Source organism: Altererythrobacter xiamenensis, from assembly GCF_900177715.1.
Classification (GTDB): Bacteria; Pseudomonadota; Alphaproteobacteria; order Sphingomonadales; family Sphingomonadaceae; genus Erythrobacter; species Erythrobacter xiamenensis.
In genome coordinates this window covers 610,030-633,515 of record NZ_FXWG01000002.1, presented here as the reverse complement: position 1 = coordinate 633,515, position 23,486 = coordinate 610,030, and the positions used below count along the sequence as shown (strand labels likewise).

Sequence of the window (23,486 nt, the reverse complement as noted above, 5' to 3'; positions counted from 1 at the left end):
TTAGCTCTTGCCTTCGCGGGCCTGATCGCGCGCCTTCACGGCCGCCTGATCAGCCTTCTGCTTTTCCGCCGCAGCCCGCAATTGCGGATGCTTGGAATAGAGATAGCTCTGCTGTGCCAGCGTCAGCAGGTTCGAGGTGACCCAGTACAGCAGGAGGCCCGCCGCAAAGGGCGCCATGACGAACATCAGCACCCAGGGCATGATGTTGAATATCTGCTGCTGGACCGGGTCCATCGCCGATGGGTTCAGCTTGAAGGTCAGCCACATCGTGATGCCGAGCAGAACCGCCAGGATACCGATACCGAGGAAACCCGGCGGATCGAACGGCAGCAGACCGAACAGGTTGAGGATCTTCGCCGGATCTGGCGCGGACAGGTCCTTGATCCACAGGAAGAACGGCTCGTGCCGCATCTCGATCGCGAGGATCAGAACCTTGTAGAGCGCGAAGAAGATAGGAATCTGGATGAGGAGCGGAAGGCAGCCGGCGAGCGGATTGACCTTCTCCTCCTTGTACAGCTTCATGATCTCCTGCTGCTGCTTCTGCTTGTCGTCCTTGTACCGCTCCTGGATCGCCTTCATCTTCGGCTGGACCGCCTTCATCGCCGCCATCGAAGCGAATTGCTTTTGCGCGATCGGGAAGAGCAGACCGCGAATGATGACGGTCAGAAGGATGATCGCGACACCGAAATTGCCGACGAGATCGAACAGGTAGCGCAGCAGGGTCAGGATCGGACGCTCGAACCAGCGGAACCAACCCCAGTCGATCGCGCGGCTGAAGTTCTCGATCCCGGCGGCCTCGTAAGCATCGAGGACGACGCTTTCCTTGGCGCCAGCGAACAAGCGCGTAGTGCGGTTGGAGGAGCCCCCGGCAGCGACCGTTTCGGGCGCGTAGATCACGTCGGCGCGATAGGTTTCGGCGCCCAGCGAGCGGTAACCGGGAGTCGTCGCAACGCCTTCTTCGGGCACGAGAGCCGAAAGCCAATAGATGTCCGAAAAGCCGATCCAGTCGGCCGCACCGCCTTCGGGCGCGAATGTGCCTTCCTCGGCCAGATCGTCATAATCGGGCCCGTATTCGACCGTTTCGCCGAATGCGCCCATTGGCCCAGAGTGAACGATCCACTGGTCGGGGCTCGCGCTTGAGGCATCGCGATTGATGAGGCCGAACGGGCGCACCACGATCGGCCCGCCAGCGGAGTTGCTGACCGACTGGCTCGCGGTGAGCATGTAATTGTCGTCGATCGCGAAACGGATGCGGAAGGTCTGCCCTTCGCCATTGTCCCAGCTCAGCGTGACAGGCGTCTCGGCGGTCAGGACTTCGCCGTCGGCCCCCCACTGCGTGCGGGCGTCGGGCAGTGCGACACCGTCGCCGACCCAGCCGAACTGCGCGAAATACTGGCGGTCCGTACCCTGCGGCGCGAAGAGCTGGACTGGGCCGCTGTCCTTGTCGACCGTCTGGCGGTGGTCCTTCAGTTCGATGTCGTCGACCAGCGCGCCGACGAGATTGATGGAGCCTTCGATGCGCGGCGCGTCGATGCGCACCCGTTCTGGGCTGGCAAGCGCCTGAGCGAGATCGACCGTGCCTGCCTCGGCAGTCGCGCCTCCACTTACGATATTCGCCGAATCGCCCGGAGCGGAAGCCGTAGCCGGCTGAGCTACGGGATCGACCTGCTCGGTCTCGCTTGCGGTCGATGCCTGCGGATAGAAATACCGCATGGCCGCGTCCCAGCCGAGGATCAGCAGGAAGGAAAGTCCCACGGCGAGCAGGAGGTTGCGCTGGTTGTCCAAGATCTCGTCTCTTCGTTTCGGTCTATCTGGGGAGGTGTATTGCTATGTCACGACACCTGGTCAAGGTACCGGATCGTAGCCATGCCCGCCCCATGGATGGCAGCGCATTAGCCGCTTCGTCGCCAGCCATCCACCCTTGATCGCGCCGTATTTCCCCAAGGCCTCGATCGCATATTGCGAACAGGACGGGGCGTAACGGCAGGTCGGAGGCAAAATTCGGCTCGGACCCCATTGCCAGGCGCGCGCTATGAAGATGAGGATGTGCTTCATTTCCGGCCTTTCTGGCGATTGCCGCGACGCGGCCTGCGCCGGGGCGGATCGCCCTTGCCCTCGGCTGCACGAGAGAGGGCAATCTTGAGCTCTTCATCAAGCTTGGCGAAGTCGCGCTCGATCCCGCCTTCGCGCCCGATCAGCACGTGATCGTGATCCGGCAGACCCTGTTCGGGAAGTTCGGCGCGGAGCAGTTCGCGGAAGCGCCGCTTCATCCTGTTGCGCACGACCGCATTGCCGATCTTCTTGGTGACAGTGATTCCGTAGCGCTTGCCCTGCCCGTCATTCGGGCGGGTCAACAGCACGAAGCCAGGGCGCGCGACACGCAGGCCACGATTGGCAGCGAGAAAGTCGGCGCGCTTGGTGAGTACCTGGATCATGTCGGTGCTATACGCAGAACGGGCTCCCAGAGGGAGCCCGCAAGGCCAAGTGGCCGCCCGCAGCGACGCGACCGTCAGGCCGCGTGAGCGAGGATATCGCGCGCCCGGATGGGCGTCGCGAAAAACTAGTTACGCACAAAGCTTCTTGCGGCCACGCTTGCGACGCGCACGCAGGACCTTGCGGCCACCGGTGGTCGCCTTGCGAGCAAAGAAACCGTGACGGCGAGCGCGCACGAGATTGCTGGGTTGGAAAGTCCGCTTCATATCGTCCTCGAAATAATCATATGCACCGGGCGTCAATACCGCGGCACCAATAAAAAGGGCCGCCTGCTGGAGGCGACCGCCTTGATGGTCCGCGCGGTTAGTGGATGCTTGGCCGCGAGTCAAGCGATGCAAGCTTGATCGGGCCGATTTCCAACTCGGGAAAAACGATGTCGGAGAAGTCGAGCGGCGCCAGTTCGACCCGGCTCACATCGAGATAGGCCAGGCGCGGGGCCTCGCGGCGCGGCATCGCATCGATCGTCGGAAGTTCGCGCGCCTTCTTGAGCTCCGGCGCGATCCAGCCGCGCATGTCAACGGCATCGAGCCACAAAGCGCTCTGATGCGGAACCGAATTGGTCATGGCGTAGAAGGCCTCGGCGCGGTCTTCGCTCATCCCCATATCGCGGTAATAGTCGAGATAGAGGCGGTTTTCAGGGGCATCGGGCGCGAAGTCTTCTGGCTGGCGACCATAGGTATCCATCCAGGAATGCACAGCGAACTGCGCGCCTTCGGCAACCTTTCGCTCCGCACCGGCCAGGAACAGCTCGACTGCGCCCGAGCGGACCGAGCCGCCTGCCGGAACATGCGTGGCAATGCCCTTCTCGCGGATCATACGGCCCAGCTTGAGGTTGGCGATATCGTCACGCGTACCGGGCGCCTCAATCATTTCGAGCACTTCGATACCGGGATGCTCGCTCAGCATCTGTGCGAAATGGCGCGGACTGAGCGTATCAGTGGTGCCGAGCAGCGCTGCACGCTTGCCGTCGAGCACCTGGAAGGGTCCGTAGCGCTGGCCACGCTCGCCTGCCGGCATCGGCAAGCCAGGCTGCGCCATTGGCGAAGAGGGCACCGCAAAGCGCTCGGAACGCTGCGTCTGGGGAACGGCTACGCGTTCCGAACGCCTTGCAGGATTCTGGGCGGAATGCCGGTCTTCGACGGTCGGCTCGCTGATCCGCACCCAGCTTTGCGTTGCCTCGTCCCATTCCTCGACCCAGCTTTCGATTGAGACGACGCGTGACGCCGTCCCTGACTGAGCATGCACGGGTAGCGGTGCACCAAGCAGAGGGACAAGGGCCAGGAGGAAGAGCACGAGGCTTCGCATGGCGATCTTGTGCCCGCCGAGCCCCTGCGGAATGGCAAAGTTTTATGCTTTAATTCGCCTTACCGGCTACTGAGACCATCGCCTCGAGGCCTCCGGTTACAAGCTGTTAATTCGACTGCGGCGGCCCCTCTCTTCACTCGGGATTTGAGGGGTTTAGCGATGGTCGCGCTGGTCAAGACAGTTGCCTATCTCGGGCTGGAGGCGCGCAGCGTCGAAGTGCAGTGCCAGGTTGCGCCCGGCCTGCCGCGTTTTGCGATCGTCGGATTGCCTGACAAGGCGGTGAGCGAAAGCCGCGAACGGGTGCAGTCGGCGCTTGCCGCAATGGGCCTTGCACTGCCGCCCAAACGGATAACTATCAATCTCTCACCCGCAGACCTTCCGAAAGACGGATCGCATTACGACCTGCCGATCGCGCTGGCGCTCCTCGCCGCGATGGGCGTGACCGATGCCGAGCAACTGACCGACTGGATTGCCGTGGGCGAACTCGCACTGGATGGCCGTATCGTCGCCTCGCCGGGCGTTCTCCTCGCCGCACTCCATGCCAGCGAGGCGGAGGCCGGCCTGATGTGCCCGGCGGCGCAGGGCGCGGAGGCGAAATGGGCGAGCGGAGTTCCGGTCTGCGCGGCGCGCGATCTCGTCGGCCTGCTCAACCACCTCAAGGGCACCGCCTTGCTGCCCGAGCCCGAGCGCGGCGCGATCGAACGGCCAGCCCCCGTCGCCGATCTCAAGCAGGTGCGCGGGCAGGAGACGGCGAAGCGCGCGCTCGAAATCGCTGCGGCGGGAGGTCACAACATGTTTCCGTTATTGACTTGAGACCCCTCTTGGTCGCAAGGGCGGCCAATGGAAAACAAAGACGTATCGCCAGAAGGCCAAGCGCCGCGAAAAGCGTACTCCTACTTGCGTTTCTCTACACCCGAACAAAGAAAGGGTGATAGCTTCCGCCGCCAACGGTCGATGGCCGAAGCCTACGCGGCTAAAAGTGGACTGGAGCTGGATCAAGAGCTGACCTTCGACGATGTCGGCATCTCGGGCTTCAGAGGCCAAAACGCCGAAGCCGGTAAGCTCGCACTCTTCCTGGAGGCCGTTCGAAGTGGTCAAGTGCCGCAAGGATCTGTGCTACTTGTTGAGCAACTCGATCGTCTCAGCCGCCTGCCTCCACGAAAGGCCCTGCGCGTCCTCGAAGACATCGTTGACGCTGGCGTTGACCTTGTAACCCTCAACGATGAGCGCGTTTACACACAAGGATCGCTCGACAACGAACCAATGGACCTAATGGTGTCGATCCTGACCTTCATGAGAGCAAATGAGGAAAGTGTGACGAAGTCCAAGCGCCTCAAGGCAACTTGGGAGCAAAAGCGTCAAAAGGTGCTGGAGGGCAAGCCGATCACAGAACGCGTTCCGGCTTGGCTAAAGTTGTCCAATGATCGGCAACGCTTCATAGTCATTAAGGAACGCGGAGACATCGTTCGCCGCGTCTACGATCTAACCCTCGACGGTTGGGGGCAGCACCGGATCGCAAGCCAACTGAATGAGCAGGGCATCAAGCCATGGGGCAGAGGTCAGTTCTGGCATCGGTCATACATCTCGAAAATACTCCAGAACCCAGCCGTTATTGGGACGTTCTGTCCTCACCTGAGTGAGTTTGACGGAACACGAAAGCGAAGAGTGCCGCTTGAGCCAGTCGAGAGGTATTACCCAGCGGTAGTGAGCGTGGAGACATTCCAAGAGGCTCAGGCCCTTCGAGAGGTTCGGAAGGCCCCTCAAAGAGGCCGACACGCACACACCCCGATCACCAATATATTGGCTGGACTGGCTGAGTGTCCGAAGTGCGGCGCTACGATGACGAGGGTCAACAAGGGCAGTCGATCGAAGCCGTCCCTTGTGTGTTCGCGGGCAAAGATTGGCGCCGGGTGTACATACCGCTCGGTTCCGTATGGAGAGATTGAGAAGGCGGTCCTTGACGCTTTACCTAAGCGACTTCAACTTCTGGAAGGGGCTACTGGGAAGGACACTCAGCTCGATGACGAAATCAGGGGAGCTGACGAAGTCGTCGACCAGTTGCGAGAGCGAGCGAGCAATTTACTCAATAATCTCAGCCTCGGACATTCACCGATGATCGCCCAAAAGGCGCGCGAGACGGAACAGCAGTTGGAAGAGGCCTTGGCAGCTCTTGAGGCTCTTCAGAAACGCAGAGAGGCCGCAACAGGCCGGACAGTAAAGGTTCGGATTGAAAAGGCGCTTGAAGCGCTTCAGCCAGTCTCAGGAGATGTGAACGTAGAAGAGGTCAATCAGCGGTTGCGGGCGCTCTTTAGCAGGGCAGTGATCCAGTATGATGCCGTGCACGTTGAGTTCGAATGGACGCACGGCGGCAGTCTGGACTTCCCATACTCGCACACCTTCACGAAATGGCAGGGCGAATGAATATCACTCGGCGATCATCCCACAGCCATCAGTGGCAATGGGTAAAAAATCATTGCGAACGATGATGGCGACCTTCTGCTCATCAAGCGCGAGCAGCCCATTGGAGACGGAGAAGGGGATGGACACGCCGAGGTAGCGAAAGCGCATGGGTCTCTGATCGGTGTTTTCGATCTCCCCTTCGGAGCGTTTGTCCCAATGTCCCTTGCTTACGGCAAAGGTCACACTCAACCTCGGTACATGACCAATCGACCAACCTTGGAGCCTGAGGAAAAGCGACAGTCGATCTACGACCGCCTTTCAGCAATAGGCGGTGGGCTTTCGACGGAGACATTGACGGGCTTCCCTGGCTTTCCCCTTTCATTGATGAATGACGCCGGTGTGCGGGAAAAGGTCGCTGGGCTGCTTACGGACATCATCGCGGACGCCAGTATGGAGCGATCGCTGCGTGGGTCGGGCGTCTTGAATGTGGCCTTAGCGAAACCGTCCTTTCCCAATGGCCTTTCTAGCTGAACCTCGCGGTACCATCAGTGCGGCAGAAGGGGACCCGTTGAACTCCTGCGAGCGATCCGCCATTTCCGGAGGCCTCGATCGCGATAAGTGTCCGCAAGGTATACCTCAGCGATACATCCCATTGATACAGATCGGGTATCTCATTAGGATTGACATTACCATTTCGGACATTTAACGGAAAGGGTCTTAGAGGCTATTGAGACACTTTCGCCATGACCACCACGATAGGATACGCACGGGCAAGCTCCGACGATCAAGACTGCACGATCCAGGAGGAGGCCCTCAAAGACGCAGGCTGCTCCATCATCCGGTCCGAGACCAAGAGCGGCACGACCAGGCAGGGGCGAGACCAGCTCGACACGGTTCTTGAGTTCCTCCGCGAAGGCGACACGCTCGTGGTGACGCGCATCGACCGCCTGGCGCGATCCGTGAAGGACCTTGAGGACATCGTGGAGACTATCAGAGCCAAGGGAGCGCATCTTCAGGCAACAGAGCAGCCGATAGACACCTCCACCCCCGCAGGGGTCGCCTTCCTGCAAATGCTCGGCGTATTCGCCCAGTTCGAAACGGCCCTGCGTCGTGAGCGCCAGATGGAGGGCATTGCAAAGGCCAAGGCGAAGGGGGTCTATAAGGGTCGCAAGCCCTCAGTCCCAGTCGAGGATGTGCGTAGGCTGAAGAAGGAAGGTCTCAATCCGACCCAGATCAGCAGGCAGCTCAAGATCGGCAGGGCGTCCGTCTACCGTGCGCTGGCCACATAATATGAGCCTTCGAACCAAAGGCAAACGCAACTTAGCGATCTGCAAGGCCTATGAGTTTGGCTATAGTCAAGCAGACATCGCCAGAGCCTTCGGACTGAGTTCGACGCGCGTCGGCCAGATACTGAAGTCACATGAGGTCCCAAGGAGGACTGGTTGTATTCCGGCGTTGGCATGGAACGGTGAGGCCATGAAGTTTTGGCCATAACTCCCACACCAGAGTTGGGCAGGGCGGAGACCTAAGCTGACTAAGTCACTTAGAAAATAATCGGGCAAGCTGAACATCTCTCATGTAAGCTCTGGAGCCCTTTAGAAGCCTCTGGAGCCTTCCAACGCAGTGGCGTATACGATTGAATACGCGTCCTGTTCGGTCTGCTACTAAGGGACCGAAAAGACCCGTCTGGAGACCATAGATTGCGTTCCGATACACGTACCGCTTCTAGAGCGAAGCGGGAGGATGCATGCCCGATTGCGCTTTTGGGAGGACCGAGGTCACCAGCGGCGCACCGCCTCATCCAGACACTAATCGACGACGTCGTCGTGCCTTACCGCCTGACCCTGGGACACTCCAAAAGGGCAGGCGAGGCAACCACCTCGAAGCTCACGAAAGCTGTCGAGGCGCTACTCGCTGACCTCTTCAGCCTCGCACGAGCCAGGGCATCTTCGGGTCCCCAGGTCGCTGGGGCGCACGGTATGTCGAGGAGCAATTTTTCCTCCAAGGGACACTTGGGCTTCGGCTACGACATCTTCTCCCAAGTCGTTAGCGCCCTTGAAGGGGAAGGCTTACTGACCCGCAGGATCGGTTATCCTAGATGGGAGGCACCGCGGGGTGAGCGAGCAGGTACAGCGACGTGTTTCAGCCTTACCGAGAAAATGATCGAGCTGGCGAATGCCCATGAGGTCCTGCTGGATCACTGGTCGGACCATTGGACCTCAAAGACTTCTCGCGGCGCGATCACAAGCGGGCCGCTGGTTGCACTGAGAGCTAAGCGCGAGACCATTCGTGGCGAGAAGCAGTCTGCCAAAAGCCTACCGGTGGACTGGAGCAACCCCAAGGTCCAGGCGATTGCCGGTCAGATGGAGCGCATCAACGCCTTTCTTCAGGCAGAGCAGATAGACGGCGTGGCCTTCGTTGGCCTTCGACGCCTCTTCAACAATGGTGACCAGGACGACTTCGACTGGAATAAGGGCGGACGGTTTTACTCCTTGCAGGGCGGTCAGGCTTACGAGCGTTGGCCTGCAAGGTACCGCGAGGACCTCATCACCATCAACGGAGAAGCTGTGGCTGAGGTCGACCTCAGGGCCTCCCATCTGACCTTTCTACATGCGCTCACCGGCGAGCCTTTCGATCCGTCTGACGACCCCTACGACATTGAAGATTACCCCAGGATCATCGTGAAACTCTGGGTCGCCCAAGCCATTGGCTCGTCCAATCCCAGGCCAAGCCAATGGTCCAAGAAGTCGAAGGCCGATTACGAGGAGGAAAGACCCCGCTGCGATCTTCAGGTCGACTATCCATGCCGAGAGGTTGGTGCCTTTGTGAAGAAGAAGCACCCGCTCCTCGTTGACCTCGAGTTCCTTGGGCTAACGACGTTCGACCTTCAGTACCACGAAGCGGAGGTCCTTCGGCTGGCTATGGAGAAGCTCATGTTCCAAGAGGATGTCCCAGTTCTCCCGATACATGATGCCCTCATAGTTCCGCGTTCACATACGGAAATTGCCGAAGGTTGTCTGAAGGTCGCCTTTAAAGAGTACGTTGAGGGAGAGACTGGAAAGCCGTGCCTTATGGTGCCGAACGTGACCCTCAAGTAGCCAAGGGTCCTTGGGTATCATTGGTGGGGGTGTCTATCTACTCCCCCTCTTTGGAAGCCTCAGGAATACTAACGGAGCCGAGAAGGACGAAAGGAAGCGAAGGAAGAGCATTAGAGTACGAAATCTTCGCTACCCTGTATTCGCTCGTTTCATCGCTCTGACCACCAGTGATGTCGGGTCCGCATCAGGGTTGCACCAGTTCGCAATGGATGGGTGGGTGACGGAGACTACCTGCCGACCATCAGCCCCTTGATGGGTGTGGCTGGCCCAGCCGCGTCCATTTGTTTCCTTGAACCAATCAACATGCTGGTGAGCGTCCAGTTGCTCGCGGACCCATCGGCCTGCGGTTTGGCCGAGGCACACCACCACGCGGACCCTGAGGCTATCGATGACAGCTTGGTGGACTGGCCAGCAGGCCCTTAGCAGATCCTCTTTTTCTCTCTCTAGGTCATTCTCTCTACGGCTGCGTACGAAGACCACGTTGCTCGCCGGAGTGAACCTGAGATTGGCTTCAAGGCCTCTTAGCAGGTGTAAGATGCGCGGCTGCATGCCCCATGTGCCTGGAGGCCTTCCTCTCCAACTTTCGTCAGCATAGGCCGACCAAGGCGCCTTCCGCTCTCGGAAGGCTTTCAGGTCTTGCCCGATGGTGCTGCCTCCGAGACGATCATCAGGATCACCGCCAGGGTTGAGACCGAGAAGATAGATTTGGCTATGCTTCTGCAGTGCCTCTGCGCCAACGTAGAAGACCTTCCCCGACCGGCTCAGAATGTCGGCAGGTAGCGCATCCAGTTCTTCCCTAATCCCCAAGGGGACCCCGTCCCAACTCACTGCTTCGCGCTCGGCTGCTCCGCATACCGCCTCAGCACGAAGTCCCATACCTGGTCCACCTTCGCATCCCAGAGGTCCTGAGGATACGGGTCCTCTGGTAGCTCGTTCAGTCCCACCCTGATGGCCGTCCAGACGCTTCCTCTGGTCTCTTGGCCCCTGACCCAGTCGATCGCATCCACAAGCCCCTGCAGCTTGCCCAGCAGCCCACGCGCCACCTTCTTGACCTCCTGCTCCTGCGCTTTGGTGAGCTGGGGATCGGGGGTGGTGAGAAGGTCAAAGATCGCCAGCTCCTCTTCGGTCAGTTCCTCCTTGGCGGCTCTCTGCTCCTCTTCGTCGAGGTCCTGGATGAAAGCCTTCAGGCCTTCAAAGAACTTCTCGGCGTCGATTGACCCGGCATTGTAGGCCGCGACCAGCTTCTCCAGCCGCTCAACGAAGCTGACCCGCGTCGGGTTTGCCTGGGCCATCTTCTTGGCCTTCTCCTCGGCAGCCTCGCGCATCTTCTCGGTGGCCACCTTGGGGCTGGTCTCGAACAGGCTCGCGAGCTTCTCGAAGTCGATCCCTGAGAGGTCCACACGGCCTTCGGCGGTGTCCCCCTCGACAATGGGGGTGACGATAGCGACCCCTTCGAGCTTCTCGTCGAGGAGTTGAGCGATCCTGGCCGAGATGGCCGAGATGTCGACAGGACCGAGTTTGGCTTTGACTGCGTCGGATAGTGTGTGGAAGACCGCTACCGGCCTCAGGAAAGGCGCTGCTCGCTCATCTGGAAGTAGGGCCTTGTAGGCCCGTGTGACCGACCCAGCGAGCCTGAGAAACTCCCTGCGGCGATCCTCAGGGGCCACCAGAGCCTCCACGGCCTCGTTGATGAGCTTTAGCCGCTCGAAGTCCTTGGCATCCATGATCGCCTCAGGATCGACGCTGTGCGGCTCCACGAAGGCCCGCACGGCTTCGAGAGCCGCCTCCAACTCCTTGACCAGCTCTTCCTTGCCCTTGATCGGCGTCTGGCCGTCGCCCCTTCCAGCCGCGTAGACAGCGAGCGCCTTCTGAAGGTTTTGGAACACACCCACGTAGTCCACAATCACCCCAGAGGTCTTACCTTCCGATTTCCGGTTAGCCCTGGCGATGGTCTGCATCAGCGTGTGCGACTTCATCGGCTTGTCGAGGTAGATCGTGCCGATGCTGGGCACGTCGAAGCCCGTGATCCACATTGCGCAAACGAACACGAGGCGCAGCGGATCGTTCTTGTCTTTGAACTTGGTCTCCAGGTCTTCCTTCTGCATCCGCTCGCGATGCGGCAAGATGTCGAGGCCCTTCTGGCGCAGATCGTCAACCTCGTTCTGGCCCTGGCTCACCACCACTGCCATGTCGAGTTCGCGCAGCCAGACCAGCCGCTCGGCTATGGCCGCGCCTTCGGCCTCGTGGGCAGTCTTTAGTCGCCGCTCGTCCTCCTCGATCATCCTGGCGACGGCAGCCTTGACCTTGTCGTGCATCGCGACAGCCGTGGCCTTGTCGATGGCGACAAACATCGCCTTCCCACGGTATCCTCGCTGGGCGAAGTGGAGCGCCACATCCTCGGCCACCTTGTCCAGCCGGTCGGGATTGGTGATGAGCGTGTACTGCCTGCCGAACTGCTGGTTGAGCTTCTTCTCCTGCTCCTCATCAAGGGCAGCTTCATCGAGCAGCTCTTCCAGCTCTTCCTGAAGCTCGTCAGCGTTGAGCTGAAGCTCAGGCTTGCGGCCCTCATAGTACAGAGGGACTGTTGCCCCATCCTTCACCGACTGCGCGAAGTCGTAGACCGACACATAGTCCCCGAAGACCTCTCTGGTCCGGCTCTCGTCTCCCTTGATGAGTGGAGTGCCAGTGAACCCGATAAAGGCCGCGTTGGGCAGTGCCTTTCGCATGTTAGCCGCGAGCTGAGCGTACTGGCTCCGGTGGGCCTCGTCGGTCATCACGATGATGTCCGAGCGATCCGACAGCACCGGCATCAGCTCCTTGTGGTCGGTCGAGAACTTCTGGATCAGGGTGAAGACGTACCGCTCGTTGCCAGCGAGTAAGTCTCTCAGGTGTGCCCTGCTGCCCGCCTGCGCCTGCTGGGTCTCCTTGGTGAGTGCGCCAGCCGTAGCGAACTGGCCCGCGATCTGATCGTCCAACTCTGTTCGGTCAGTGACGATCACGAAGGTGTAGTTGCCACCCATGCGCCGCAGGACCTTCTCGGCGAACATCACCATCGAAAGGCTCTTGCCGGAACCTTGGGTGTGCCAGAAGACGCCCAGCCGCCCCTCGTTCTCCTCAATGTGCCGGACGGCCTCGATGGCCCTGTTGACCCCCAGGACCTGGTGGTAGCGCCCGATGATCTTGATGAGGCCACCTTTCGCCTCGTCGAACAGAACGAAGTTCTCCAGCATGTCGAGGAAACGAGCAGGCTCGCAGGTTGCCTTCAGCATGGTCTCCAGGCTGGGGTCCTCTGGGCCTCCCTCCGCCAGCCGCTTCCAGGGCGAGAAGAACTGGTAAGGCGCATGGCTGCCACCGACACGCGTCTCAAGCCCGTTAGACAGAAGAACAAACCCGTTTGCGTCGAATAGCTGCGGGATGGCATCCTTATAGTCTCTGAGGTTCTTTTCGTAAGCGTCGGCAAGCGGACAGGTGGGGGCCTTCCATTCAGCGAACAGCAGCGGCAGGCCGTTGACATAGCCAATGGTGTCGGGACGTCTGGTGTACTCGTACTTTCCCTTTACCCAGACCTGGTTGGCGACGAGAAAGTTGTTGTTAGCTGGGTTCTTCCAGTCAATCACGCGGACCAGGACGTCTTCGAACTTTCCCTGGTCGTTCTTCACCTCGACCCTGACACCTTCCCTCAGCAGTATTAGGACCTCGCGGTTGGCCGCGATGGGCTGGAGGGCAGAGCGGTCTCGCGTCAGCTCCTCCTCGGCCAACTTTAGGGCCTCTGCGGGCCTTTCAGGGTTGAGCTTCTCCAGTGCCGCTCTGAGCCTTGCAGGCAGGTGAGGTTCCTTGAGGCTCGTGCGACCATAAACGTTCTCCGGCCCAGGTACGTCATGATAGAGGTTCCCGCACTCCCATCCGAGCTTCTCCAGCAGCGCAAGCGCAGGCTGCTCGACAATGCCCTCCTCTGAGGCAACGATACCAGAGAGCGAGGGAGCCATCAGTCGATGTCGTCCTCTTCGCTGTCCTCGCCAGCAGCGGCAACGACCTGGGCGTCGCTGAAACCTTGCGCGTAGGGCTGGAAGACACCGTGGAACTGTTCGAGCTTCTCTGCCAGCCAGTCGTGCTGTTGGGGCCATAGCTCTTCGTCTGTAGGGTCGGAGTTCTCCCGGTAGAGAGCGATCCGGCTCTGCTTCTTGTCGTCCAGCCGCTGCCACGACAGCCCTGGTATCTTGGCATCAATTTCAGCCTTGTGCTGGACCAGCTCGTCGTACCAGACTTTCCCGGAAGGTCCCCTGAACGCAAACTCCACCGAAACGTATTTCTTGTTCGAGTTCACAGTTGCTGAAAGCCAGGTATCGGCCCTCCCGAGCGAATAGTCAGCCCAGTGCTGCGGGTGCGCCTTCTGCGGCCTCACCCTGCCCTTGGCTTCCAGGAGCTTCGAGCGAAGACCCTGCCAGAACCGTCGCTGCTGTTGCTTGAGGTCCGAGACACCGGAGACGGTCTTCTGCTTGACCTCCTTCGTCCATTCGTTGGGTTCAGCCACAACGTTGAACATCGGAGCAGGGAGCGACCCCTCAATCTGCCATAGCTCGATCTCGAGACCAAAGAACTCCAGCCCTTCGCCGGTTATATCGTTCAGCCAATCAAGCGCCGCTCTGTGCTCCTCCGCGAAACTCTCGGCGATCCACACGATGGTGACGGCATCGAGACCTGCGGCGTAGGTCAAGAGCTGGCCCAGGTGACGGTGATCGGTCCGTTCGAGCTGGTTCTCGATCAAGACCCAATGGTCGTCGGTTGTGTCGGTGCGCTTGGCGAGTATGTCGGCTTTGAAGGGCCCCACGAACTTCTCTGTAGCCTCGACCTCCAGTTCCATATCGAGCGCATCCTGGAGCAGTTCCATGCCCTCCTCAGAGGCGAGCCACGGGGTGAAGTGCGATGCTTCATTCATCCAGGCGTTGCGGAGGTCGACACGCTGAACTTTACCGAGCTTGGGAATCATGCGGCGTCCTCCAGTTGGCGCTCGGCAACCTCGACGGAGAGCTGACCGGAGATAAGGCGGGGTAGAAGAAGATCGCGAGATGCACCCAGTCTCTCATTCGCCTCCTGCAAATACGCAGCAAGTTCAACGGATGGTCCCACGAGAGCCTCGAACATCTGGCTCACGTCGTGGGTCGGCATGACGCAAGGGTACCCCGCCAGGACCTTAGTGTTGGCTCTGGGCATCTTCGTTCCATTCGATGTCTGTACCGAATGAGCGACGAAGGCGTCACTCGAAGCCAATAACAAGGCGCGAGCAGCGAAGCGGGGGTCAGGTCGCCAGATGATCGCATCAGTCGAAGCAATGCCATCGAACGGTGCCCAGACGACCTTGTGGAAGTAGGGGCGTATCTTGCCGAATAGAATGTCCCCCCGATGAAATCGAGCTTTCGTGCTGTCTACATCAGACGCCGTGCCACGGTCGTTCAGCGTCGTGGAGCGACGAGGAAAGTGTTCCAGGCCAAGATAGGGCGTCTCCGGGTCAACCGAAGAAGGCGAGAGTGTTTCGCGGACCTCTGGAGCCAACTGCGAGAACCTGCCCCACTCCCATCCTTCAGGCAGCGGGCCATTTGAGGTGTCGACGATGGGCACGTTCTCGTGGCCAGGGAAGCGGAAGCGGACGAACCACTCCTCAAACAGCCCCCGCGCCATCTCCTCCAGCACCGCCACCCGCCGCCGGTTGACCTCGATCAGGTCGTCATAGGCTCCGAGGATCGACGCAATGCGCTGTTGGTTCCATTGATCTGGAAGGGGAACCTCAAGGCGTGACAGGATGCCCTGGTTCAAATTGTTGATACTGGTGCCGCCGCCCTGACTGGACATTCTGCGCCGAAATGTATCGCTTCGAAGGAGGTAGGCAAAGAAGAGCGGGTCTGCTCGCTCATCGGTGAAGCGTAGCCGGATGGTAAAACCCGAATGGGACGTGGGTCGCGGCGGCTCCTCACGAACGAGTAGTGACCTGCCAATCAGTTGCCGATTGCCATTGGAACGAACAAAAACGATGTCCCCCTGATGCAGCAGAGCATCATCGGAGGTGACTACGTCGGGCTGGACTTCTTCGAGGCCATCGTACTCAACGAATGACTTATCGTGAAAGTCGGGGATGCCAACTACACCAACGCCCGGTCCGCGAAAGGAAGCGTTGAAGTTCAGTCCGTTCCGAAAAACAGCAAGCTCTCCGAGCCGTACTTCTGGCCACTGGCTCATGCCTCCAAAACCTCGGCCACATTCTGCGCGATGGTCTCCTGCAGCCGCGCGGCCTCTGCGTTCAGCACTTCTAGCTCCTCTTGCAGGCCCTCCAAGCGCTCCTTGAAATCGACATCGTCGATCTGCTCGCCAGCAGCCACGCCGACATAACGGCCAGGGTTAAGGCTCCAGTCCTGCGCCTCGATGTCCGCTCGGCTGGCGACCTTGCAGAGGCCTGCGATGTCCTTGTAGCCCTCCTCGCCGAAGGTCTCTGCCATCAAGTCCACGCTGCCCTGCTCGGTCTCGACCGCCTCGCCGCGCCACAGCCGCACGATGTTGCCAATGAACTCGACCTGCTCTGACGTGTACTCGCGGTGCGCCCTGGTCACCTGGCGGAAGATGTGTCGTGCGTCGATGAACAGCACCTCTCCGGCCCGATCACCATTCGCCTTGGCCTTGTCGAGGAACCACAGGGTCACCGGCAGGGTCACCGTGAAGAACATGTTGGGCGAGGTGGAGATGATGACGTCGACCGATCCCGACTGCACCAGCCTCTTTCGCAGCTCGCGCTCCGATCCGCCTGCATCCGAGGCCGAGTTGGCCATCACGAAACCCGCACGACCCCTATCATTCAACGCCGCATGGAAGAGGCCAACCCAGAGATAGTTCGCGTTGTTGACCGTGGGGATGCCGAGCGAGAACCGGGCGTCCACATGCCCCGCATCGTTGACCAGCCGGTCGGTATCCACCTGGGACTGGTTGAAGGGAGGGTTCGCCATGACGAAGTCAAACTTGCCTACCATCCGGTGCGGGTCTTCATAGTAGCTGTTGGCCACCACGATGTCCCCAGACAGCCCATGGACCGCGAGGTTGAGGCGGCACAGCTTCTGCGTGTCTTCCATCTTCTCGATCCCGTAGACGCTCAACTCGCGGCTGGGGGTCTTGTGATGTCGCTTCACGAAGTCGGCAGAGTGAACGAACATGCCGCCTGAGCCACAGGCAGGGTCGAAGATTTTCCCGTGGTAAGGCTCGATCACCTCGACGATCAGCTTCACAATAGAAGATGGGGTGAAGTACTCGCCGCCTTTCTGCATGTAGGCCGAGGCGAACTCGCCCATGAAGTACTCGAAGATCACCCCATAGGCATCGCCGCCGATGTTGAGCGGCTGGAGGATGCGCAGAAGCTCCCTCAGGACCTTATCAGGCAGCGATCCGTAGCCTTGAGGCATTACTCCCGCGAGGTCCGGGTTATGCTCCGTGATGCCTTTCATGGCCTCGTTAAGAGCCTCGGCGAGGTCCTCGGTCTCCGGCAACGATAGGAGGTAGGAGAAGCGGGCGTTGTCGGGCAGGTAGACCGCGCCGTGGCCGTGATAGTCCTGAGGGGTGGGCTTGAGGCGTCCGGTAAAGGTCTCAGCCAGTTCACTGTGAACTTGGTCGAACTTCGCCTCCATCTGACGCAGCGCAATCAGGGCCAGCACCGGCTGGGCATACTGGTCGGGCCTCAGCGCGGTATTGGTCCACAGCTGGTTCGCAGCTTGGAAAAGCCTCCGCGAGAGGTCCTGAAGATCAACGGCCACTAACTGTTTCTCCCTGTTGCGAAATCACCCAGCGCTTACTTACCCAAACCAGCTGTCTGGTCTAGGCTAAACGCTATCTGTGGGGCGACATGAGCAGTAGTTTAGCAGGAGAACTTCAAGTGGGGCGCCCCTTTAATTTCGACAGGCACCGAGAGACTTCTTGGCCCGCAATGCTGCGTCCAATCGGCGAAGGTAAGGGTGTAGGTCGTAAAGAGGCCTTCGAAGCCTGGTGGGGTCGGCACGAGACGACGCTAAACCACCTCCCGCGCGACCTCTGTGAGCAATGGATCTACCGGCATTGGGAGCATTCACCATTCAGCTTTCTCCCCCTGGACACGCTGACCTGCACGCGGGAAAGGTGGGAAGGTGCTACATTACTTTCCGCCATCCACCGAGTATTCGGAGGCGAGTTGCATCCCGAATTCGACTATGAGGTCTTCCAACAAAAAGGCGGTGACGATCGACATGCGACAGCCCGTGCGCTTGACGAAGGGACCTGGGATTATCCTATGGTCCTTCTATCAACGCCTCATGGGATAGTCGACGTGGGTAAGGAACTGCCCGACGTGCGGCTCGTGATCGTAGAAGGGCACCAGCGACACCGGTACCTTAATGCGCTGCACAGTCGTGGGACACCTCCGGCCGGACCGCACGAGGTCATCATTATCGCCTCCCCGCTAGTTGCTTGATTAAATGCGTCGCAAGAGTTCGCTCTAATCGGCCTCGATAACAGATGGCCAGTGATGAGGGCCTACCAGTGGCTGAAGGGCAGCCTTAGAAGACATGGCCAGGATGAACGGGTCTTTTGTCCTGCATATGCCTAATGCCCACCCGAACTATGCCTTGGCCAAATCCGCTTCGGCAATCTTCCGCATCTCAAACTTCTGCGCCTTCCCTGTCACCGTCATTATAAAACTCTCTACTACCCGAACGTAGCGGGGCACCTTGTAGTGAGCGATACTATCCTTGCAGTATGACCTTATGTCATCTTCCGACAACGCCGCGCCGCGTACGGGAATTATCCAAGCGCAGACTTCTTCCCCATAAGTTTCATCGGTCACACCAAAGACTTGGGCGTCAGATATTTCCGGATGCGTAAGCAAAAATTCCTCGATCTCTCTGGGATAGATATTCTCTCCTCCACGAATGATCATATCTTTGATGCGTCCGGTAATACTGATGTAACCTCCATCATCCATCACAGCGAGGTCGCCAGAATGCATCCAGCCATCAGCGTCGATAGCCTCGTTCGTTCTTTCTTCGTCGTCCCAGTATCCCCTCATTACAGCATAGCCGCGCGAACAATATTCACCTTGTTCGCCCCGCCTGAGGGTCATGCCATCCGGCCCCACTATTTTTACCTCAACGTGAGGATGGACTCGGCCCACCGTTTCCACTCTCTTTTCGATCGGGTCGTCGATGGCGGTTTGGGCAGTCACGGGGCTCGTTTCGGTCATGCCGTAAGCGATAGTGACCTCGCTCATATTGAGCTTTTCCATCACTTTTCGCATTGTCGCTGCCGGGCAAGGAGAACCGGCCATGATGCCCGTTCTCAGGCTTGAGACATTATACGAAGGCAAATTCGGCTGGTCGAGCATGGCTATGAACATAGTTGGCACCCCATAAAGAGCAGTGCATTGCTCGGCAGCCACTGCTTCGAGGGTCTTCGCTGGGTCAAACGCTTGGTCGGCATAAACCATCGCAGCGCCCGTCGTCACCGCAGCGAGATTTCCCATGACCATGCCGAAGCAGTGATAAAGAGGCACCGGAATGCAGATGCAGTCCGACTGCTGGAGGCGCAGCGTATGGGCCGTAAAACGACCGTTGTTGAGGATATTTCGATGTGTGAGCGTGGCTCCTTTGGGAGATCCTGTGGTTCCACTAGTGAACTGTATGTTGATCGGGTCAGTTGGGTCAATCTCAGTGCCGATCGAAGCCAAGTGCTGTTTGTCCGCTTCGACCCGTAAGTTCTCCCACGGCACAAACCCGTCCACTTCGTCATCTCCGATAGAGATCATACAACGTAGCTGAGGGAGCTTGTCACTCCCCAGTTCTCGTAACATCTGGACGTAGTTGCTAGTCTTGAAGGATTGTGCGGTGACTATGGCACAGCATCCCACCTTATTGAGCGCATATTCAAGCTCGGTGGCACGATAAGCCGGATTGATAGTCACGAGTATCGCGCCCAGCTTTGCGGTAGCAAATTGAGTAAGCACCCATTCGGCGCAATTCGGCGACCAGATCCCGACGCGATCACCCTTTTCTATACCATGCTCGAGCAAACCCGTCGCAATGCGGTCAACCTCCGCGTTCAATTGGGACCAAGTGTACCGAGTTTGTTGGTGACGTGACACAAGCGCTCGTGAGCCACCCCACTCACAAGCGGCCCGCTCCAGGGCCGAACCGATGCTATATTCAAGCATCGGGGTGTCGGTCGGCCCTCGCGCATAGCTACGGTCGGTCATCTCGAGCGCATCATCACGGCCAAGGCCCTTCGAAAGGCGCCGCTATTATGCGACGACCTTCGATCCGGCACTGATGGCTGTACCATCAGCCTGACCTTCTGCCATTCTTGCTAGTTCTTCCCAGCCGAGATAGCTCGTGAAGCTATCATCATCATGGAAAATGAGTGGCCCGTTACAGATAAATAGGTATTCGGTATCCTCGAGCGCCGTTGTGTCCCCGTGCAGCATGCCATTGGGTTCATAGACGTAATCACCCATATTGAGGACACCGTCGCGAACCTTCAGTTTTCCTTTGATCACATAAACGTGGGCAGCGCTGAGGTGTTTGTGTCCGCCAGCCACGTAACCTTTCTTCCATTTGAAGATTGCGGCCCATGCTCCCGTTTCGGATCCCGTCCATAGCACTTTGATCCACGCCATGCCTGGTTCGGTCTCAAGCCAATCGACTTTTTCTGTCTCCACGACCGTGTCAGCCAATTGATCATTGAGCGGCGTAATATCTTGGGGAAGTGGCATCTTTACTCTCCTATTTCGAGCCAAATGTTATGGGTAAGCGAGGCGCGTCAGCCATCGCAAAGGTTCATCGGTTACCGTTAGAATTCGTAGCCCACTGAGAGGATAAATCGTTGGGCTTGGCCGAACGTGCCGATGATAATCTGCCCCGGCTCGCCGGGGTTCAATGATCCGGCGAAGTTTGGGAATTCCTGCACGTCTGTGAAATACTTCTTATCGAATATATTCTCAGCCCGCGCCCCAAAACTTAAATTGCCAAAATCTACCCCGGCCGCGAGATCAAAGACGAAGTAACTGGGATTGACGAAGATGGGATAATCGTCACCTGGCACATCAAAAAACTGCGCGTTGGTCGAACTCTTGCTCTTATAGCGCGCCTGACCGCGGACGAAGAACTCACCATTGCCGATATCGCCTTCGTATTCGAGCGCGCCTGAGCCGCTCCATTTGGCAACGTTAGGCGGCTGAACGCCACCGAGGCTTAGCCCGGTGACCGGTGAAACCACCCCTTCATCCCACTCAGCATCAATGTAGCCGGCGCCGCCGGAGAAAGTCAGATTGTTCGAGAGCTGCCAGACAAAATCAACCTCGATACCCTTCTGCGTTGAATCCCCCACATTGACGATCCCCTCAACCGGAGTGTCAGTGACTGGATCAACCGTTTGCAGTTCGAACTGACGATCTTGGTAATCCACATAGAACGCAGCAATGGTCAGGAATAGATTATTATCGAGCAGCCGCCCCTTGTAGCCGATCTCAATCTGATCTGCTGTTTCCTTGTTATACTGCAACAGAGAGTTAGCGGTGGAAAGATTCGAGAGGGAGAAATCTCCCGGCTCAAAGCCTTGCGAAAAGGTGGCGTAGAGTAGAGTGGTTTCGTCGAAATTTGACCAAGCTACAGAGGCCCGACCTAATACAACGGTTTCCTTTGTTTTACCGGATAGTCCAGTATCGAGATTGTCGCGTTCCGAAGTAGTGTTATCAACTCGGAGGCCGCCACTCACTTCGATCTGGCCAAACTCGTAGGATGCATTGACGAATGCGGCAATCTGCTCGCGGGAGCGTCGACTTACCTCGAATGGAACTTCAGCCAAGATCTCGTCGTCGTTCGTGCTGAGCGGCGCACATGCACCAGGATCGATAAAACAGAACCCTTCACGGATAATCAGAACACTGTCGAGATCCCGACTCAGGTCGAGGAGGTAGCCGCCCACCTGCCAAACAAACGGCCCAGAGTCATCGGAACTGAGCCTAATCTCTTGCGTGAAAGCCTCGAAGTCTTCCGGCCGGAAAAGATCCAGCACGAACTCGTTCAATATATCAAGGTCGGTTTCACGCCGAGACTCCGTCTCAGTGTAGGATGTAATCGACTGTAAGGTTAGATCACCTACCGGTATGTCGACATGGCCTGTCAATCCGAAGGTTTCCCGGGTGTTTCGGGGATTGTAGCTCAGATCAAGTGTGCGGGAATACTGGAAGTCCCCGTCAAGTTCGCGGATCCACAGATTGTTGGGGCCGTCGAGTTCATTGTACCGGGCGGTTAGATAAATCTCGGGACCACCTAGATCTCCATACAGAGCGCCTCGCACTCCGTATTGCTCCCGTTTGCCTATGTCTTCCGAACCGGCCGCGATCCCTCCACTTTGGCGGGGCGTTTGCGCATTAGTCAGAAAACTATCGTCTGTTTCGCCAAATGCGAAAGCCTTGAAAGCCCAGTTAGAGCCGAGCGGAACATTCAGTTCGATCTCTCCATCGAAGTAATTGTCCGTCCCTGCTTTGGCCGCGATACGGCCTTCGAAGATTCCCAACTCTGGCCTTGCGCTAACGAACTTAACTGCACCACCGATGTTTGAGCCGCCGTAAAGAATGCCCTGGGGCCCCTTCAAGACTTCAATGCGCTCGAGATCGCCAAACCTAGAGGACGCATCGGAAAAAAGCTGCACATCATCGAGATAGAAACCGACACCCTGCGTGTTGCCGAACCCGCCCAGTCCGCGCACGGTCACATTGGGGAAACCGTCCGCGCGGGTGCTGAGCTGGAGGTTAGGAACTGCCAGGCCAACGTCGTCGATGTCCTCGATGTTAGCACGCTCAAGCGTCTCCTCTGAGAACGCTGTTACCGTTTCCGGAACCTCGAGTGTCGTCTCCGAACGTTTTCGAGCTGTAACAATGATTAGTCCGGGGGACGACTCCTGAGCAACGGCCTCCGGGTCGGTCTCCTGCGCATGCACTGTTGAACTGACTGCCAATGCCAAGGCTAGGCCCGTCAAGGAAACGCCGCAACGTACTGGACTTAGTCGGTAATCCTTTTGGAAATAGCTCTGCACAGGTCCCTCCCATCGATATTTTTCTGGGACCTTATTGGGCGATCATAAAGCCAACTGCTGTTCCGGTTGTGCAAGCTGCGTTATCCCATTCGTGCAACAACCCTCCCTCTTGCCTGTCGGGCGGTCAAGCGCCGCCCTAGTCTGCAGCCTCGCGACGGAGTTCGCTTGGAGAACAGCCATATTCCGCTTTGATCTTCCGACCAAAGTGCGCGGAGTTTGAAAAGCCCCACGAAAACGCGATATCGGTAACGCTTCGATGTCTTTGCTCGGTATTCTGCAAATCCCTTCTGCAACCTTCGAGCCGCTGCTTAACCACATAACGCCAAGGCGTGGTGTCGCTGGCTTCGAACAGCCAGTGAAGATAACGAAGCGAAATACGGTTCTTCGCGGCAATCATGTTCAGATCGAGATCCGGATTGCGCAGCATGGGCTGAATTCTCATTTTGATGGTTTCCAATTGCGCCGATCTGAGGCTGCAATCGGCCTCCTGCTTCTCGATCGGCGCGATAAGAATCGCGATTGCCGCCTCGATTAAGGCATTATAGCGCATAGGATTATTTGCGAAGTCGATCTCCGACAAAGACCGGATATAGCTTCCCAGCATGGCCGCACTTGCTTCCCCGCTTTTCAGGTGACGCGGGAGCTTGCGCCATTCATCAGGCACCCAGCTCCTGAGCCTTTCCAAGGGCAGTACGAGGGACATCTTGTGTAGCGGCTCAAGCACTGAAAACTGTATCGGCTGCGTATCATCCCAGATGAAGATATCGCCTTTTGAAAGAGAGGCTTGCTGCTCGCCCATCTGGATATTTTCACTGCCCGAAAGCACCAGCTGGATAGTTAATTGCTCCTCTTGGATCGCCTGCGCATCTCGGCGTGTGCGTTGCGCACCACAAGGATCACATTGGCATTCGATAAGTCCCATGCCAGGCAGTTTGCTGGCCTTCACACTCGCGACGAAGCCAGCCGAACTGGGCATCTCAGGACGCCAAGTTCCATACGTCTCATTGAGCGTGGAAACCCAAGCTTCGTACTGTTCGCGAAGCGCGACATCCTCGGTGGACCAATTATATTGGTCGATCTTAGCTCCCATAAAACTCT

Annotated in this window: 19 protein-coding genes and 1 pseudogene; 5 read left to right on the top strand and 15 right to left on the bottom strand. The window is 58.3% G+C overall.

Annotated elements, in window-relative coordinates; genetic code table 11:
* The 5 genes from yidC to CCE89_RS15535 all read right to left on the bottom strand — a co-directional run bounded on the left by yidC (position 1) and on the right by CCE89_RS15535 (position 3,798).
* Entirely contained in the window at positions 1-1,785 is a 1,785-nt protein-coding gene (yidC, locus tag CCE89_RS08395) for a membrane protein insertase YidC (protein WP_086437576.1), read from the bottom strand.
* Between the two features lie 60 nt (positions 1,786-1,845).
* On the bottom strand, positions 1,846-2,055 hold the full coding sequence (gene yidD / locus CCE89_RS08390; protein ID WP_086437575.1) for a membrane protein insertion efficiency factor YidD: 210 nt from the start codon (positions 2,053-2,055) through the stop codon (positions 1,846-1,848).
* Positions 2,052-2,435 (bottom strand): ribonuclease P protein component, encoded by a 384-nt coding sequence (rnpA, locus tag CCE89_RS08385; RefSeq protein ID WP_086437574.1) that lies wholly within the window; start codon positions 2,433-2,435, stop codon positions 2,052-2,054. The genes yidD and rnpA overlap by 4 nt, the downstream gene beginning before the upstream one ends.
* 129 nt (positions 2,436-2,564) lie before the next feature.
* A complete protein-coding gene (gene rpmH / locus CCE89_RS08380; protein ID WP_086438043.1) occupies positions 2,565-2,699 on the bottom strand; it encodes a 50S ribosomal protein L34 in 135 nt (44 codons plus the stop codon).
* A 97-nt stretch (positions 2,700-2,796) separates the two neighbouring features.
* Positions 2,797-3,798: a hypothetical protein gene (locus tag CCE89_RS15535; RefSeq protein WP_086437573.1), complete on the bottom strand. Its 1,002-nt coding sequence runs from the start codon at positions 3,796-3,798 to the stop codon at positions 2,797-2,799.
* A gap of 159 nt (positions 3,799-3,957) precedes the next feature.
* Between CCE89_RS15535 and CCE89_RS08370 the strand changes: the two are divergent.
* Together CCE89_RS08370 and CCE89_RS08365 are read left to right on the top strand one after the other, a co-directional pair.
* Positions 3,958-4,593 (top strand): annotated as a pseudogene (locus tag CCE89_RS08370) (magnesium chelatase domain-containing protein); the annotation flags it as partial.
* Positions 4,594-4,638: 45 nt separating this feature from the next.
* The gene (locus CCE89_RS08365; RefSeq protein ID WP_086437572.1) at positions 4,639-6,219 is read left to right on the top strand and encodes a recombinase family protein; all 1,581 of its coding nucleotides are present in this window, start codon (positions 4,639-4,641) and stop codon (positions 6,217-6,219) included.
* Positions 6,220-6,222: 3 nt separating this feature from the next.
* On the opposite strand, the gene CCE89_RS08360 is transcribed toward CCE89_RS08365, so the two are convergent.
* Positions 6,223-6,441: a hypothetical protein gene (locus CCE89_RS08360; RefSeq protein ID WP_086437571.1), complete on the bottom strand. Its 219-nt coding sequence runs from the start codon at positions 6,439-6,441 to the stop codon at positions 6,223-6,225.
* A gap of 15 nt (positions 6,442-6,456) precedes the next feature.
* Between CCE89_RS08360 and CCE89_RS15435 the strand changes: the two genes are divergently transcribed.
* From CCE89_RS15435 to CCE89_RS08345, 3 genes are all read left to right on the top strand, one after another.
* On the top strand, positions 6,457-6,729 hold the full coding sequence (locus CCE89_RS15435) for a hypothetical protein (RefSeq protein WP_086437570.1): 273 nt from the start codon (positions 6,457-6,459) through the stop codon (positions 6,727-6,729).
* Positions 6,730-6,941: 212 nt separating this feature from the next.
* Positions 6,942-7,487 (top strand): recombinase family protein, encoded by a 546-nt coding sequence (locus tag CCE89_RS08350; protein ID WP_086437569.1) that lies wholly within the window; start codon positions 6,942-6,944, stop codon positions 7,485-7,487.
* Positions 7,488-7,898: 411 nt separating this feature from the next.
* Positions 7,899-9,296 carry a hypothetical protein gene (locus CCE89_RS08345; protein ID WP_143255991.1) on the top strand — a complete coding sequence of 466 codons (1,398 nt, stop codon included), beginning with the start codon at positions 7,899-7,901 and terminating at the stop codon, positions 9,294-9,296.
* Between the two features lie 129 nt (positions 9,297-9,425).
* Here CCE89_RS08345 and CCE89_RS15580 read toward each other — a convergent pair whose 3' ends face one another.
* From CCE89_RS15580 to CCE89_RS08300, 9 genes are all read right to left on the bottom strand, one after another.
* On the bottom strand, positions 9,426-9,845 hold the full coding sequence (locus CCE89_RS15580; RefSeq protein ID WP_407640395.1) for a uracil-DNA glycosylase family protein: 420 nt from the start codon (positions 9,843-9,845) through the stop codon (positions 9,426-9,428).
* A gap of 275 nt (positions 9,846-10,120) precedes the next feature.
* A complete protein-coding gene (locus CCE89_RS08335) occupies positions 10,121-13,282 on the bottom strand; it encodes a type I restriction endonuclease subunit R (RefSeq protein ID WP_086437566.1) in 3,162 nt (1,053 codons plus the stop codon).
* Positions 13,282-14,283 (bottom strand): DUF4268 domain-containing protein, encoded by a 1,002-nt coding sequence (locus CCE89_RS08330; protein ID WP_086437565.1) that lies wholly within the window; start codon positions 14,281-14,283, stop codon positions 13,282-13,284. The genes CCE89_RS08335 and CCE89_RS08330 overlap by 1 nt, the downstream gene beginning before the upstream one ends.
* Positions 14,280-15,527, bottom strand: coding sequence for a restriction endonuclease subunit S (locus CCE89_RS08325; protein WP_086437564.1), 1,248 nt, complete (start codon positions 15,525-15,527; stop codon positions 14,280-14,282). Before CCE89_RS08325 ends, CCE89_RS08330 begins: the two co-directional genes overlap by 4 nt.
* Positions 15,524-17,083, bottom strand: a complete 1,560-nt coding sequence (locus tag CCE89_RS08320) for a type I restriction-modification system subunit M (RefSeq protein WP_086437563.1) — start codon at positions 17,081-17,083, stop codon at positions 15,524-15,526. Before CCE89_RS08320 ends, CCE89_RS08325 begins: the two co-directional genes overlap by 4 nt.
* Positions 17,084-17,919: 836 nt before the next feature.
* Positions 17,920-19,548, bottom strand: coding sequence for an AMP-binding protein (locus CCE89_RS08315; RefSeq protein WP_086437562.1), 1,629 nt, complete (start codon positions 19,546-19,548; stop codon positions 17,920-17,922).
* A gap of 45 nt (positions 19,549-19,593) precedes the next feature.
* Positions 19,594-20,064, bottom strand: coding sequence for a cupin domain-containing protein (locus tag CCE89_RS08310; RefSeq protein WP_086437561.1), 471 nt, complete (start codon positions 20,062-20,064; stop codon positions 19,594-19,596).
* A gap of 77 nt (positions 20,065-20,141) precedes the next feature.
* Complete coding sequence (locus CCE89_RS08305; RefSeq protein WP_086437560.1) at positions 20,142-22,388, bottom strand: TonB-dependent receptor; 2,247 nt, start codon at positions 22,386-22,388, stop codon at positions 20,142-20,144.
* A 136-nt stretch (positions 22,389-22,524) separates the two neighbouring features.
* Entirely contained in the window at positions 22,525-23,478 is a 954-nt protein-coding gene (locus CCE89_RS08300) for a helix-turn-helix domain-containing protein (protein WP_086437559.1), read from the bottom strand.
* Between the last annotated feature and the right edge of the window lie 8 nt (positions 23,479-23,486).